Here is a 13,915-nt window from a genome sequence, read left to right as displayed (position 1 = left end):
GGATGGGGGCACGCTGGGCCGCGGGATCTCCCCCGCACCCCGGCGTGCCCGCCGCCCTGCACCCGGCGATCGCCGCGCAGGAGGCCAGCCACCCCGGCGCCTCCTCCTGGACCCTCACCTGGCTCGAGAACCGCCCGCGCTGCGCGCTCGACGAACTCGTCATCGTGGCGCTGCTCGCCGATGGTCGGGTTGGGGTGGAGGTTGTTGGTGGTGGTTTGGCTTCTGCGGGTGGCCACCTTGCCGGTTCTGCCCTCGATGTGCGATGTATCGCGGAGAGCGGCAGTGACGAAGACGATGACGACGACTGGTTGAGCTGAGGAGCCGAATGACCGAGATCCGTAGGAACCGTACCGTGACCGGGAAATTCACCGTGCTCGCGCTCGCCCTCGCGCTGGGCGTCACCGGCGGGCTCGCGGGCTGTGCGCCCGAACCGGGCGACGGCCCGGCGCCTGGCGCAGGCGCGGAGAACGAAAAGGGCTCGACCGAGGCGCCGGACAGCTGGCCGGAGCAGGCGACAGAGGAGCAGACGAAGAAGAACGTCGAGCTCCCGGAGTCGTTCCCGAAGGAGCAGTTCCCGATCCCGGCGGGCGCCGCGATCGACGACACGGGCGAGCGGGCCGCGGGCCAGTGGTTCCTCGTGCTGCGCGCCGACTCCCCCGAGGCTGCGGCGACGCTCTGGGATCAGGTGGTTTCGGGCGGCGGCTTCGAGGTGGTCGATCCCGCGGAGACGGGCGACGGCGGGCGCACCGCGACCCTCGCGAAGCAGGGCGTCGAGGTGAGCGCGCTCACGCTGCCACAGTCGGACGGCTCGGTCCTGCTGAGCTACGACATCGTGGCGGCGGCAGGGTCTGCGGGTGCTGCGGGGTCTTCGGGCGCCGCGGGGTCTTCGGGATCTGAGGGCTAGGCGCATGCACATCGCGTTCGTGCGGCACGGCCTCACCGACTGGAATCTTGCCCGGCGCATGCAGGGCCGCACCGACATCCCGCTGAACGAGGAGGGGCGGGCGCAGGCCCGCGCGGTCGCGGAGACGCTCGCCAACGAGCTCGCAGCCCCCGGCGCCGCCGGCTGGGACTCGATCGTGTCGAGCCCGCTGCAGCGCGCCCGCGAGACGGCAGAGCTGATCGGCACCCGCCTCGCGCTCCCGCCGGTCACAGAGGAACCCCTGTTCACTGAGCGTTCCTTCGGCATTGCGGAGGGTCTCGCGGTCGCGGACGCCCAGCAGCGCTGGCCCGAGTTCGACGGCGAGGACATGGAGCCGGACGCCGAGGTCGCGCTCCGCGGGCGGCTGGGCCTCACGGCGCTCGCGGAACGCCTGCCGGGGTCGCGCGTGCTCGTGGTCTCGCATGGGGCTTTCATCAGGCATTTGCTCGCTGAGATTGCGGGCGTGCCGCGGGCGACGATCCCGCGCATCGAGAACGTGGCGGTGTCGCGGGTGGGGCTCGATCCGGAGCGCGCGGAGTGGCGCGTCCACGACGTGGCGGGCGTCCCCCTCGCAGACCTCCTCCCCCCGCGGTAGCCCTGGGCTCCCGCTGGCGCGGCGTTCCCTCCGCATTCTGCGTTCGTTCCTACGTTTTCGCACCAAACTCGCTGAGCGAGCGCATTTCGCGGAGCGACCGCCGCGCTCCGCGCCTGTTGTTAGCGATTTCGGGGCTTCGCGGCCGCTGGAAGCCCCGAAATCGCTAACAACCTCCGCCGGGTGGGGCGTGGGGGTGCCGCTGGCGCGGCGGTCCCTCCGCATTATGCGCTCGTTCCTACGTTTTCGCGGGCGAGTTCAGGGGATCGTGTGAACACGCGTGTTTTATTCGATCTGCAGTAGTTTACTGAGGGCTTCTGTTGGGGTGTGCCAGTTGAGGGTTTTCCGGGGGCGGCCGTTGAGTTCTGCGGCGACGGCGTTGAGGTAGTCCTGACTGTACCCATTGAGTTTGGTCCCTTTGGGGAAGTATTGGCGGAGGAGTCCGTTCGTGTTCTCGTTCGTGCCTCGTTGCCAGGGTGAGTGCGGGTCGCAGAAGAACACGCCATCTCGTAACTCGAGTTCTCGTGCGATCCGGGCGTGGTCTGAGAGTTCTTTGCCTTGGTCCCAGGTGACGGAGAGTCGGAGATGATCGGGGAGGTGGCCCATTTGTCGGATCATTTCGTTCGCGACCGTGACCGCGTCTCGCCGCTTGGGCAGGTGGAGCAGGATCACGAACCGGGTCGACCGTTCCACGAGGGTGCCGATCTGACTGCGGCCATCCTTTCCGAGGATCAGGTCCCCTTCCCAATGCCCCGGAACCGCACGGTCTTCCACTTCGGCGGGCCGTTCGGAGATCATGACCATGCCCGGGATCTTCCCGGGGCCATGACCCTCATGCTGTTGGCGGGTACGCTCCCGGGGCACCCGTTGTGCCCGGCCACTGCGCAAGCATCCAGCCAGCTCACGACGAAGCTCACCCTTGCCCTGCACATAAATCGACCGGTAGATCGCTTCGTGTGAGATCTGCATCGATGGATCGTCAGGAAAGTCCATACGCAATCGTTGCATTATCTGGGCCGGGGAATGCCCAAGCTTAAGGCGCGAGGCCACCAGAAACTCAAGCCGGGGATGCTGCTGCAGTTTCCCTGGCTTCGGGCGCGCGAGCCGGCGCTCGGCTTGTCGTTGGGCCAAAGAGGGCGAGTACCAGTCCGTCGATGTTGGTGGGCGGGTGGTGCGCTTGGGCCGATACATGGGGGCCCTGCCACGATTACGTCGCAGCTCGTTCCACACCGTCGAGGGAGACCTCCCCAGATCGCGTGCGATCTGCCGAATCGAGTCGCCCCGAGAAACTCCCCCGAGAATGCGTTCGCGTTCCCGGAGCGAGAGATACCTGGAATGAATCACGGGGGTCTGCCTTGGCACCATCCCACCAGCATGCCGGAACAAGAAGTCACCATGCGCCGGGCGGAAACCCGCCGCCAGTGACGCCTGCTGCCGAGTATCCCCGGCCCGGATCCGCCCCCAAAAAATGATCTCTTGCGACCGGAACACCTTCCGCGTACGCCGCTTCTGAACCATCCAGTTCCACCTAACCCATCAAGGTGTTCACACGACCCCCTGAATTCGCAGCGCCAAACTCGCTGAGCGAGCGCAGATCCCGGAGCGACCGCCGCGCTCCGCGCCTGTTGTTAGCGATTTCGGTTCGTATACGGCGTGATACGAACCGAAATCGCTAACAACCTCCGCCGGGTGGGGCGTGGGGGTGCCGCTGACGCGGCGGTCCCTCCGCATTATGCGCTCGTTCCTACGTTTTCGCGCCAAACTCGCTGAGCGAGCGCAGATCCCGGAGCGACCGCCGCGCTCCGCGCCTGTTGTTAGCGATTTCGGTTCGTATACGGCGTGATACGAACCGAAATCGCTAACAACGACCCGACCCAGGGCCCCAGAGACGGAGAAAGCCCGCCGGCGACGCCGGCGGGCTTTCGCTGCAAAACCTATATCAGGCGCTCTCGCGAGCGCCGCCGTGGGCCTCGAGCACGCGCACGGGCGCGTCGCCCGCGACGGCCTCCCGCGTCACGATCACCTTCGCCACGTCGGCGTCAGAGGGGACCTCGAACATCACCGGCCCGAGCACGCTCTCGAGGATCGCGCGCAGCCCGCGCGCGCCCGTCTTGCGCTCGACCGCGAGCTCGGCGATCGCCTCGAGCGCCGAGTCCTCGAATTCGAGCCCGACGCCGTCGAGCTCGAACATGCGCTGGTACTGCTTCACGAGCGCGTTGCGCGGCTCAGTCAGGATGCGGGTGAGAGCCTCAACGTCGAGCGGGTCGACTGTGGCGACCACGGGCAGGCGGCCGATGAACTCGGGGATCAGCCCAAACTTGTGCAGGTCTTCCGGCTGCACCTCAGAGAAGAGCTCGTCGTCATCGCGGCGGCTCGAGACGGGCGAGCCGAAGCCGATCCCGCCCTTGCCGAGGCGTGAGCCGATGATCTCCTCGAGCCCGGCGAAGGCGCCGGCCACGATGAACAGCACGTTCGTCGTGTCGAGCTGGATGAACTCCTGGTTGGGATGCTTGCGCCCGCCCTGCGGCGGGATCGACGCGACCGTGCCCTCGAGGATCTTCAGAAGTGCCTGCTGCACGCCCTCGCCCGAGACGTCGCGCGTGATCGACGGGTTCTCCGCCTTGCGCGAGATCTTGTCGATCTCGTCGATGTAGATGATGCCGGTCTCGGCGCGCTGCACGTCGAAGTCTGCGGCCTGCAGGAGCTTGAGGAGGATGTTCTCCACGTCCTCGCCCACGTAGCCGGCCTCCGTGAGCGCCGTCGCGTCGGCGACGGCGAACGGCACGCCGAGCTGGCGCGCGAGCGACTGCGCGAGGTAGGTCTTGCCGCAGCCCGTCGGCCCGATGAGCAGGATGTTCGACTTGGCGATCTCGACCTGCTCCGAGGCGACCTCGGCGCTCGTGAGCGCCTGCGCGGCGCGCACCCGCTTGTAGTGGTTGTAGACGGCGACGGCGAGGGACTGCTTGGCGCGATCCTGCCCGATGACGTACTCGTCGAGGAATTCGGCGATCTCGCGCGGCTTGTGCAGCGTGAAGTCGCTCGACTCGCTCGTCTGGTGCTCGGCGAGCCGCTCCTCGATGATCTCGTTGCAGAGCGCAACGCACTCATCGCAGATGTAGATCTGCGGGCCCGCAATGAGCTGCTGTACTTGCTTCTGCGATTTGCCGCAGAACGAGCACTTCAGCAGCTCACTGCTCTCGCCGATCTTCGCCATGCAGAGGCTCCTTCACACTCGGACAGGTTGACGCAATCGAGAATACCGGGCGCCGCTGACATTCACGGACGGCACGCCGCGGGCCCCGGGGCGTACCCCGGGGCCCGACGCACTACTGGGGAAGCACCGCCTGGGGGTTCTTCCTGCTCGTGAGCACCTGATCGACGAGGCCGTAATCGAGCGCCTCGTCCGCGCTCAGGATCTTGTCGCGGTCGATGTCGCGGTGCACCTCTTCGATGCTCCGCTTCGAGTGCTTCGACAGCGTCTCCTCGAGCCACTCGCGCATCCGCATGATCTCCTTGGCCTGGATCTCGATGTCGGAGGCCTGGCCGTGGCCGGCCTGTCCCGTCGAGGGCTGGTGGATCAGCACGCGCGCGTTCGGCAGGGCGAGGCGCTTGCCCGGGGTGCCGCCCGCGAGCAGCACGGCCGCGGCGGAGGCCGCCTGGCCGAGGCACACGGTCTGCACGTGCGGGCGGATGTACTGCATCGTGTCGTAGATGGCGGTCATCGCGGTGAAGGATCCGCCGGGCGAGTTGATGTACATCGTGATGTCACGCTCGGGATCCTGGCTCTCGAGCACGAGGAGCTGCGCCATCACGTCGTCGGCCGACGCGTCGTCGACCTGCACGCCGAGGAAGATGATGCGGTCCTCGAACAGCTTCGCGTAGGGATCCTGACGCTTGAAGCCGTACGCGGTGCGCTCCTCGAACGACGGGAGAACGTAGCGGGCACTCGGCATCTGCAGCGAGGAGCCGCCGGCCTGGGGCATCTGTGGGGTCATCATAGAATCGCTTACTTCCTGTCCCTTGCCTACTTGCTCGTGCCGCCGCCGCCGACGACGTCGGAGGCAGAATCGCGGATGAAGTCGACGAAGCCGTACTCGAGCGCCTCCTCGGCCGTGAACCAGCGATCCCGGTCCCCGTCCTCGTTGATCTGCTCGACCGTCTTGCCGGTCTGCGCCGCGGTGATCTCGGCGAGGCGGTTCTTCATCGAGATGATGAGCTGTGCCTGCGTCTGGATATCGCTCGCGGTGCCGCCGAAGCCGCCGTGCGGCTGGTGAAGCAGCACGCGGGCGTTCGGCGTGATGTAGCGCTTGCCCTTCGTGCCGGCCGTGAGCAGGAACTGCCCCATCGAGGCCGCCATGCCCATGCCGACCGTGACGATGTCGTTCGGCACGAAGGACATGGTGTCATAGATCGCCATGCCGGCCGTGATCGAGCCGCCGGGCGAGTTGATGTAGAGGTAGATGTCGGCCTTCGGATCCTCTGCTGCGAGCAGCAGGATCTTCGCGCAGATCTCGTTCGCGTTGTCGTCGCGGACCTCGGACCCGAGCCAGATGATGCGATCCTTCAGCAGGCGGTCGAACACGCTGTTCGGTGGCGTCTGTTCTGCCATTCGGCGCTCCATTCGTTGTTGCTTGTTTCGAGCGTATCGACTCGCGGGCCGCGAGGCGGGCCTGTTCGCCGTGGGCGCATGTCCCGCGGGGCGGGCGGCGCCATGCGGTCCGTGGGGTGTCCGATATACGGCAGGATCCCCCGCCCGGAGCGGGCGAGGGATCCTGGTGGCGATGAGGCGCGGGATCCGGATCCGGAACCTCGGCCTCATCAGCGGCGAAAGCTACTTACTCCGCGGCCTTCTCGGCCTCGGCGGCTGCCTTCTTGGCGGCGCGGGTCGCGGCCGCCTTCTTGGCAGCGGCGGAGCGGGCGGCCTTCTTGGCTGCCTCGTCGTCGCCCTCGGCTGCGGCCGCGTCGTCGGCGTGCTTCGCAGCGGCCTTCTTCGCGGGAGCCTTCTTGGCGGCGGGCTTCTCGGCCTCGTCGGCCTCGTCAGCCTTCTTGGCAGCGGCCTTCTTGGCCGGCGCCTTCTTGGCGGGCTTCTCGGCGGCCTCGTCGGCTGCGCCCTCGGTCGCGGCCTCGTCGGCTGCACCCTCGGCGTCGTTCTCGCTGTCGTCGACGGCGGTGAACTCGCTGAGATCCACGGCCTTGCCGTTCTGATCCACGACCTTCGCCTTTGCGAGCGCGATGGCGAGCGCCTTGTTGCGGGTCACCTCGCCGATGATGACGCCCATCTGGTTGCCCTGGCTGATCGCCTGGAGGAACTGGGTGGGCTCCATGCCGTACTGCTGCGCCGACTGGAAGATGTACTGCGAGAGCTCGTTCTGGGTCGGGGTGACCTTCTCGGCCTCGACGATCGCGTCGAGCAGGAGCTGGAGCTGGATCTGCTCCTCGGCCTGCTTGCGGACCTCGGCGCGGTGCTCGTCGTCCTCGAGCCGACCCTCGCTCTCGAGGTGACGGTGCACCTCCTCCTCGACGAGCTCCTCGGAGACCGGGATCCCGGCCTTCTCGATGAGGGTCGAGGTGAAGAGGTCGCGGGCCTGCTGGCCCTGCGCGAAGACCGAGCCGCGGGCGACCTGGTCCTTGAGGCTCTCGCGGAGCTCGGCGATCGTGTCGAACTCGCTCGCGAGCTGGGCGAACTCGTCGTCGGCCTCGGGGAGCTCGCGCTCCTTGACCGCGGTGAGCGTGAGCTCGACCTCGGCGTCGCGGCCCTCGTGCTCGCCGCCCAGGAGCTGCGAGGTGAAGTTCGTGGACTCACCGGCGGTGAGGGTCTCGACGGCCTCGTCGGTGCCGGCGAGCAGGTTGCCCGCGCCGACCTCGTAGGAGACGCCGCTCGCCTGGTCGACCTCTTCGCCGTCGATCTTGGCGGTGAGGTCGAGCTCGACGAAATCGCCCTGCTTGGCGGGGCGATCCACCGTCACGAGGGTGCCGAAGCGCTCGCGCAGCTTGGTGAGCTCAGCCTCAACGGCCTCGTCGTCGATCTCGGCGTTGTCGACCGTGAGCTTCAGGCCGTCGTACTTGGGGAGCTTGAACTCGGGGCGGACCTCGACCTCGAAGACGAGGGTGAGGACGCTCTTCGGGTCCTTGGCGTCGGGCCATGCGGCGACGTCGGCGGACGGGCGGCCCATGGGGCGCTCGTCGGACTCGGCGAGGGCCGCCTGGTAGAAGTCGTCGAGGGAGGCGTTGACGGCCTCCTGGATCACGGCCTCGCGGCCGATCCGCTGGTCGATGATCGGAGCCGGAACCTTGCCCTTGCGGAAGCCGGGGATCGAGACCTGCTCGGAGATCGTCTGGTACGCCTGCTTCAGGTACGGCTCGAGTTCGTCGAGCGTGACGTCGACGCTCAGCTTGGCGCGGGTCGGAGTGAGCTTCTCAGCGGTCGTCTTCGGCAATTTGGCCTCTCATCATTGTCTATCGCGTGCTGCCTGGTCGGGGCCCGTGGGGCCCTGGTCGGGGCGACAGGATTCGAACCTGCGACCTCCCGCTCCCAAAGCGGGCGCTCTAGCCAAGCTGAGCTACGCCCCGAAACCCGCAGGTTCCACAGTCGAAACGCGCCGGAAGCGCGCAACCTGAGCAAGTCTAGCCGAAACCCGCCGAATGCTCGCACACCCGCGCCGCGCCCCACCGCGCCGTACCTTGCCGTACCTTGCCGGTTCTGCGCTCCATGTGTGTTTTATCCGTGATAAATCGCACAGCGAGCGCAGAACCGGCAAGGTGGGTTGCGGTTGAGGGGGGCGTCGGGGGTTTAGTGCTGGGGGTCGGGGTTGCGGCGGGCCGGATCCAGGGTGCGGGTGAGGATCCAGCGCTCCGCGAACGTCCATGTCGTCGACACCGCGAGGTAGATTGCGGCCGCGAGCGGGACGAACGCCGCGATCACCGCGGTGAGGAACGGGAGGAAACTCAGGGCGCGGATCGCGCCCTGAGGAATCGCCGGGGCGTTCGGGGCTGTTTTGGCGCGCGGATCCGGATCCGGGGCCGGCTCCGACTGCGCGGCGAGCAGCCGCCGCGAGCCCTGCGCGACGACCGCGATCACGAGCATGAGCGCGCCGAACACCGCGGCGGCGACCCAGCCGGCCGCGCCCGCGCCCACGAGCCCCGCGAGGCTCTCGCCGAGCCCAATCCCGAACAGCTCGTGCCCGAGCAGCAGATTGGGGTCTCCCCCGATCCGGGGCAAAATGAAGACGCCGTAGATCGCCATCAGCACGGGCGCCTGGGCGAGGAGCGGCAGGCAGCCGGCGAACGGCGAGCTGCCCTCCTCCCGGTAGAGCTCCGCCATGCGGCGCTGGAGCTGCTGCGGGTCGGTGCGGTATCTGCGCTGCAGCTCGGCGAGGCGCGGCGCGAGTCGCTTGCGCGCGAAGCTGGCCTTGATTTGGGATCTTCCGACCGGGATCAGTGCGATGCGGACGAGGATCGTGAGGAGCGCGACCGCGAGGGCCGCGCTCGCTCCCCCGGCCAGGCCCGCGAGCAGGTCGCTGAGCTCGGTGACGGCCCAGTGGGCCGCCCAGATCAGGGCGTGGATCGGAGGGAAGTCGTAGAGGTTCATCGCGCCGCCCCGTTCGTGAGCTGGGCGGGCGTCTGCGCGGTCGTGAGGGGCGGTGCTGCGTGCCTGAATGTGGCGTTCATCTGGGTCTCCGTCGTGAAGCGTGCGTGCGTGCGTGCAGAGCGCCTACGCGGGACGGGCTCGTGCGACGGGTTGGGCTGTCTGCGTGCGGGAATGCCGCAAGGCGGGAGTGCCGCAAGGCGGCAGTACCGCAGGACCGCACAGCGGCCGGTCAGTCGACGGGTGTCAGGCGTGGGCGCGCGCGGCGCGAGACGGGGCGCGTGCGAGGGCGGATCCGGGAACGCCGGGATCATCAGGGAGAACGAAGATGCGCGCAGCGCGGAGCGGCCCGCCGGGTGTGGGCCGCGGATCCCGCGCCTGACCGGCTGCGGCCGCGGCAGCGGCGGCCGCGCGCAGCACGACGCGGCGCATTGCCGCGGCAGCGCGCGGGGCGGCCGGGATGATGATTGCCGCGCCGAGCAGGAGGAAGAGCGTCGCGGCCGAGGGCGGCTCCGGCAGCAGCGGGAGCGCGCCGGCGAGCGTCATCACGAGGAAGAACTGCGCGAGGAACACGGCCTGAGCGATCACGTGCACCTCCCGCGGGATCCGGGGCCGGGCCCCTCCGTCCCTAACGACGATACAACCCACCTTGCCGGTTCTGCGCTCACTGCGTGGTGTATCACGGATAAATCGCACATCGAGCGCAGAACCGGCAAGGGGACAGAGAGGGGCTGACGGGAATCGAACCCGCGTAACCAGTTTGGAAGACTGGGGCTCTACCATTGAGCTACAGCCCCGAGGCCGTCGCTGCGCGCGGCCCGGGCGTGCCGAAGCACCTCACCGATCATAGTGCATGAGCGCCGCGTCACGCAGAATCCGCGCCGGGCGCGCGCGTCGCGGCCCGATGCCGCTCCGTGTACCCGGCGTAGTATTCCGCGTTCCGCCGCACGGCCTCGCGATCCTCCTCGCGGAGCTCCCGCACCACGCGCCCCGGCACCCCGGCGACGAGCGACCGCGGCGGGATCCGGACCCCCTGCGCCACGAGCGCACCGGCCGCGATCAGGCTTCCTTCCCCGATCACGGCGCCGCTCAGGATCGTCGACGCCATTCCGATCAGGCAGCCGCGCTCGATCGTCGCGCCGTGCACCACGGCGTTGTGCCCGATCGAGACGTCGTCGCCGATGTCGGCCGCGTCCCCGCGCTGCGTGTGCACGACGACGCCGTCCTGCACGTTCGTGCGGGCGCCGATGCGCACGGCGTCCGAGTCGCCGCGCACGACCGCGTTGTACCAGATGCTGCTGCCCTCGCCGATCGTCACGTCGCCCACGACGACGGATCCCGGCGCGAGCCACACCGTCGGGTGGATCTCGGGCGTGCCGTCCGCGTCGAGCGCGATCACGGTGCCGCCGCCGAAAGTGCCGCCGCCGAAGCCGCCGCCTGCCTGCTCATCCATCGTCACTCCTTCGTGCTCGTGCCGAACCGCCCGCGCAGCCGCCCGGCGGATAGCGAAAAGCCCCCACCTTGCGGTGAGGGCCTGGTCGCTCCCCCGGCTGGGCTCGAACCAGCGACATCCTGATTAACAGTCAAGCGCTCTGCCAACTGAGCTACAGGGGATCATTGCCGAAGCAACCCGACTATCGTATCAAGCGGCGCGGGCGGCCTGCAAATCAGGCCCCGGATCGCGGGCGCCCGGGCGGTTCGCCGCCCCACGCCCCGCTGCCCGGGCGCCCGCCGCCTACTCCTCGGCGATCTCGTCGTAGGCGGTCGCCCGCAGCGCCTGCGCGAGCAGCTGCACGTAGCCGTGATCCGCGTTGCGGAAGATCTCGTTGATGTCGCCGTGCCCGACGAGCCGGCCCTGCTGCATCACGAGCACGTCCTGCACGAGCGCCTCGAGCATCCCGATGTCATGGCTGATCAGGAGCATGGAGGCGTTCGTCCGCTCCCGGTACCACTTCAGCAGCTCGACGATCTTCGGCCGGTTGTTCGCGTCGACGCCGAGCGTCGGCTCGTCGGCGATGAGGAGCGCGGGATCCAGCATGAGCGAGCGCATCACCGCGACCCGCTGCCGCTGCCCCTTGGAGAGCTCGTACGGGTACTCCTGGAGCTTCGCGAGCGGCAGCGCGACGATGTCCATCATCTCGGCGATCCGCTCGCCGAGCGCGTCGCGGTCGAAGTGCTTGCTGCGCTCGACGATCGGCTCGAACAGGATGTCCCCGACGTTGAGCTCGGGCTGCAGCGTCGCCCCGGCGTCCTGCGCGAGGTGCCCGACGTAGGCGGTGAGCCGCGTGCGCACCCGGCGGCTGAGCCGCCGCATCGGCACGTCCATCACGGTCGCGGCGCCGCCGGTGAGCTTGATCCGCGCGGCCTTGTCGCCCGCGTCGTTCGCGCGCCCGGCCAGGAACTTCGCGAGCGTCGACTTGCCTGATCCGCTCTCCCCCAGCAGTGCGACGATCTCGCCGCGTCCGACCCCGAAGCTGACCCCCTCGACCGCCTCGAACTCTCGCCCGCCCGCGTGCGCGGGGTACGAGAGCGATAGGTCGGAGACGCTGATCGTGGGATCCGCGTCCACTACGGGGTGTGCCATGCTGAAACTCCTCGGCTGTCGCAGTTTTCTATCCGGCTGCGTTGAAAAAGCCTAGAGCATGGCATGAGTCTCATGCATGGGAAAGACCGGCCCGTCGCGCTTTCCCAGCTCATTCTTCGCGCAGCCCCCGGCGGGCGGCCTCGAGAGCGACGAGCTGCTCCTGGATGCGCCGGGATCCCTCCGCCTCGGTGCCCCCGGTCCGCTGCAGGCGCGCGAGCAGCTCGCGCTTCAGCGAGACGAGATCGCGGTCGAGCAGCGAGATCACGACGTCGCGCGTGTACGCGTCGAGGTGCTCGGCGCGCCGCTCGGGCATGGGCGCCATCGCAAGCTCCCGCACCAGGTCGCGATGCGTTTCGGGCGCCGCTTCGAGCACGGCCTCGAGCCAGCCAAGCGTGCCGAGCGCTGGCATCGCGGCCGCGACGGCGTCGCGCACCACCCGCAGGTGCTGCTCCTCGACCTGCGCGGTCACCGCCTGCTGCATGAGCGAGCCGCCCACGCGGTCGCCCTGCTGCAGCATCGCCATGAGCGCGTCCCGCTCGAGCAGCGTGGTCGGCGCGTACCGGATGCTCGACAGCCCGATCCGGGGCGCCTCCTTCGGCTCCGGATCCCCGTACGGGTCGCCGCCCGCGTACGGGTCGCCGCCCGCGTAGGGGTCGCCGTCGCGGCCGCCAGCGGCCGGGTGCTGCTGCGGCGCCCGGTTCTGGGGTCCGCGGTCCTGGGGGCCGCGGTCCTGGGGGCCGCGATTCTGGGGCCCCCGATTCTGAGCAGCCCGGTGCTGGCCTCCCCCGTACTGGCTGCCCCCGTGCTGGTCTCCCCGGTACTGGCCGCCCCGCGGCCCCGATCCCGGACCGGATCCGGATCCGGCGCCCGCGCCGCCACCGCGCGAGCCCGCGGCCCGCACCGCCTGTTGCACCTCGCCGAGCTCGACGCCGAGCATGCGGGCGAGCTCGCGCGCGTAGCCCGGGCGCAGCGAGGGGTCCTTGATCTCTGCGATGATCGGGGCGGCCTCGCGGAGCGCGTTGACGCGGCCCTCGACGCTGTTGAGGTCGAAGCGGGAGACGGCCTGGCGCAGCGCGAACTCGAAGAGCGGCACCTTCCGCGTGAAGAGCTCGCGCACGGCCTCGTCGCCGCGGTGGAGCCTGAGGTCGCTCGGGTCGAGGCCGTCTGGGGCGACCGCGACGTAGGTCTGAGCGGTGAAGCGGCGCTCCTCGCTGAACGCCCGGAGCGCAGCCTTCTGGCCGGCCTCATCGGGGTCGAAGGTGAAGACGACCTCGGCCGCCGAGTCGTCGCCCATGATCCGGCGCAGGATCGCGATGTGGTCCTTGCCGAAGGCCGTGCCGCAGGTCGCGACCGCGGTCTCGACGCCCGCGAGGTGGCACGCCATCACGTCGGTGTAGCCCTCGACCACGACGGCCCGCTTGCCGCGCGAGATCGCCTTCTTCGCGAGGTCGAGCCCGTAGAGCACCTGCGCCTTGTGGTAGACGGGAGACTCCGGCGTGTTCAGGTATTTCGGCCCCTGGTCATCGTCGTAGAGGCGGCGGGCGCCGAAGCCGAGCGTCTGCCCGCTCGTGTCGCGGATCGGCCACACGATCCGGCCCCTGAACCGGTCGTAGACGCCCCGCTGGCCCTCGGAGACGATCCCGGACTGCGCGAGCTCCTGCGGCGTAAAGCCCTGGCCGCGCAGGTGTTTCGTGGCGTTGTCCCAGCCGCGCGGGGCGTAGCCGACGCCGAAGCGCTCGCAGGCGGCGGCGTCGAAGCCGCGCTGATCGAGGAACGCGCGCGCGGTCGCAGCCTCCTCGCTCGCGAGCTGCTCGATGAAGTACGCCGCGGCGGCCTGATTCGCGGCGAGCAGGCGCGCCCGGTTCGGGCCGTCCTCGCGCTGGAACCCGCCCTCCTCGTAGGTGAGCACGTAGTGGATGCGGGCCGCGAGCCGCTCGACCGACTCGGCGAAGGTGAGGTGGTCCATGCGCTGCAGGAACGTGAACGCGTCGCCCGACTCGCCGCAGCCGAAGCAGTGGTAGTAGCCGAGGGCCGGCCGCACGTGGAAGCTCGGGCTGCGCTCGTCGTGGAACGGGCAGAGACCCTTCATCGAGTCGATGCCCGCGTTCTTCAGCGTGACGTAGTCGCCGACGAGATCGGCAAGGTTGGTGCGGCGCTTGACCTCCTCGATGTCACTCGCGCGAATCCGACCTGCCATACCGGTCGAGTCTAGTCCTTCCCGCTCTGCGGTGC

At 69.1% G+C, this 13,915-nt stretch carries 13 protein-coding genes and 3 tRNA genes; 3 read left to right on the top strand and 13 right to left on the bottom strand.

Translation table 11 applies throughout. The annotated features are described in order from the left end of the window. Positions 1-2: 2 nt before the first annotated feature. From ACOPJ3_RS09310 to ACOPJ3_RS09300, 3 genes are read left to right on the top strand one after another with little or no spacing between them, the layout of a single operon-like run. The gene (locus ACOPJ3_RS09310; protein WP_427868904.1) at positions 3-317 is read left to right on the top strand and encodes a Fe-S oxidoreductase; all 315 of its coding nucleotides are present in this window, start codon (positions 3-5) and stop codon (positions 315-317) included. Positions 318-352: 35 nt separating this feature from the next. Next, on the top strand, positions 353-904 hold the full coding sequence (locus ACOPJ3_RS09305; RefSeq protein WP_427868903.1) for a hypothetical protein: 552 nt from the start codon (positions 353-355) through the stop codon (positions 902-904). Between the two features lie 4 nt (positions 905-908). Then, positions 909-1,517, top strand: coding sequence for a histidine phosphatase family protein (locus ACOPJ3_RS09300; protein WP_427868902.1), 609 nt, complete (start codon positions 909-911; stop codon positions 1,515-1,517). A 282-nt stretch (positions 1,518-1,799) separates the two neighbouring features. Here the strand turns inward: ACOPJ3_RS09300 and ACOPJ3_RS09295 are convergent, their stop codons facing one another. From ACOPJ3_RS09295 to dnaG, 13 genes are all read right to left on the bottom strand, one after another. Further along, complete coding sequence (locus ACOPJ3_RS09295; protein WP_427868901.1) at positions 1,800-3,032, bottom strand: IS30 family transposase; 1,233 nt, start codon at positions 3,030-3,032, stop codon at positions 1,800-1,802. 421 nt (positions 3,033-3,453) lie between these two features. Next, the gene (gene clpX, locus ACOPJ3_RS09290; RefSeq protein ID WP_427868900.1) at positions 3,454-4,728 is read right to left on the bottom strand and encodes an ATP-dependent Clp protease ATP-binding subunit ClpX; all 1,275 of its coding nucleotides are present in this window, start codon (positions 4,726-4,728) and stop codon (positions 3,454-3,456) included. A gap of 112 nt (positions 4,729-4,840) precedes the next feature. After that, a complete protein-coding gene (locus ACOPJ3_RS09285; RefSeq protein ID WP_427868899.1) occupies positions 4,841-5,512 on the bottom strand; it encodes an ATP-dependent Clp protease proteolytic subunit in 672 nt (223 codons plus the stop codon). A 26-nt stretch (positions 5,513-5,538) separates the two neighbouring features. Continuing rightward, entirely contained in the window at positions 5,539-6,285 is a 747-nt protein-coding gene (locus tag ACOPJ3_RS09280; protein ID WP_427871199.1) for an ATP-dependent Clp protease proteolytic subunit, read from the bottom strand. Positions 6,286-6,349: 64 nt separating this feature from the next. Next, the gene (gene tig / locus ACOPJ3_RS09275) at positions 6,350-7,951 is read right to left on the bottom strand and encodes a trigger factor (protein WP_427868898.1); all 1,602 of its coding nucleotides are present in this window, start codon (positions 7,949-7,951) and stop codon (positions 6,350-6,352) included. Positions 7,952-8,006: 55 nt separating this feature from the next. Beyond that, positions 8,007-8,084, bottom strand: a tRNA-Pro gene (locus ACOPJ3_RS09270). 220 nt (positions 8,085-8,304) lie between these two features. Further along, the gene (locus tag ACOPJ3_RS09265; RefSeq protein WP_427868897.1) at positions 8,305-9,102 is read right to left on the bottom strand and encodes a YidC/Oxa1 family membrane protein insertase; all 798 of its coding nucleotides are present in this window, start codon (positions 9,100-9,102) and stop codon (positions 8,305-8,307) included. 243 nt (positions 9,103-9,345) lie between these two features. After that, positions 9,346-9,687 carry a hypothetical protein gene (locus tag ACOPJ3_RS09260; protein ID WP_427868896.1) on the bottom strand — a complete coding sequence of 114 codons (342 nt, stop codon included), beginning with the start codon at positions 9,685-9,687 and terminating at the stop codon, positions 9,346-9,348. Positions 9,688-9,825: 138 nt separating this feature from the next. Next, a tRNA-Gly gene (locus tag ACOPJ3_RS09255) sits at positions 9,826-9,896 on the bottom strand. A gap of 68 nt (positions 9,897-9,964) precedes the next feature. Beyond that, on the bottom strand, positions 9,965-10,552 hold the full coding sequence (locus ACOPJ3_RS09250) for a gamma carbonic anhydrase family protein (RefSeq protein WP_427868895.1): 588 nt from the start codon (positions 10,550-10,552) through the stop codon (positions 9,965-9,967). Between the two features lie 88 nt (positions 10,553-10,640). Beyond that, positions 10,641-10,713, bottom strand: a tRNA-Asn gene (locus tag ACOPJ3_RS09245). A 121-nt stretch (positions 10,714-10,834) separates the two neighbouring features. Continuing rightward, a complete protein-coding gene (locus ACOPJ3_RS09240) occupies positions 10,835-11,683 on the bottom strand; it encodes an ABC transporter ATP-binding protein (RefSeq protein WP_427868894.1) in 849 nt (282 codons plus the stop codon). A gap of 109 nt (positions 11,684-11,792) precedes the next feature. Beyond that, positions 11,793-13,880 (bottom strand): DNA primase, encoded by a 2,088-nt coding sequence (gene dnaG, locus ACOPJ3_RS09235; RefSeq protein ID WP_427868893.1) that lies wholly within the window; start codon positions 13,878-13,880, stop codon positions 11,793-11,795. Between the last annotated feature and the right edge of the window lie 35 nt (positions 13,881-13,915).

The sequence above is a fragment of the Leucobacter luti genome (assembly GCF_050310065.1).
Taxonomy (GTDB): Bacteria; Actinomycetota; Actinomycetes; order Actinomycetales; family Microbacteriaceae; genus Leucobacter; species Leucobacter luti_B.
This window is presented reverse-complemented; position numbering and strand designations above follow the sequence as displayed.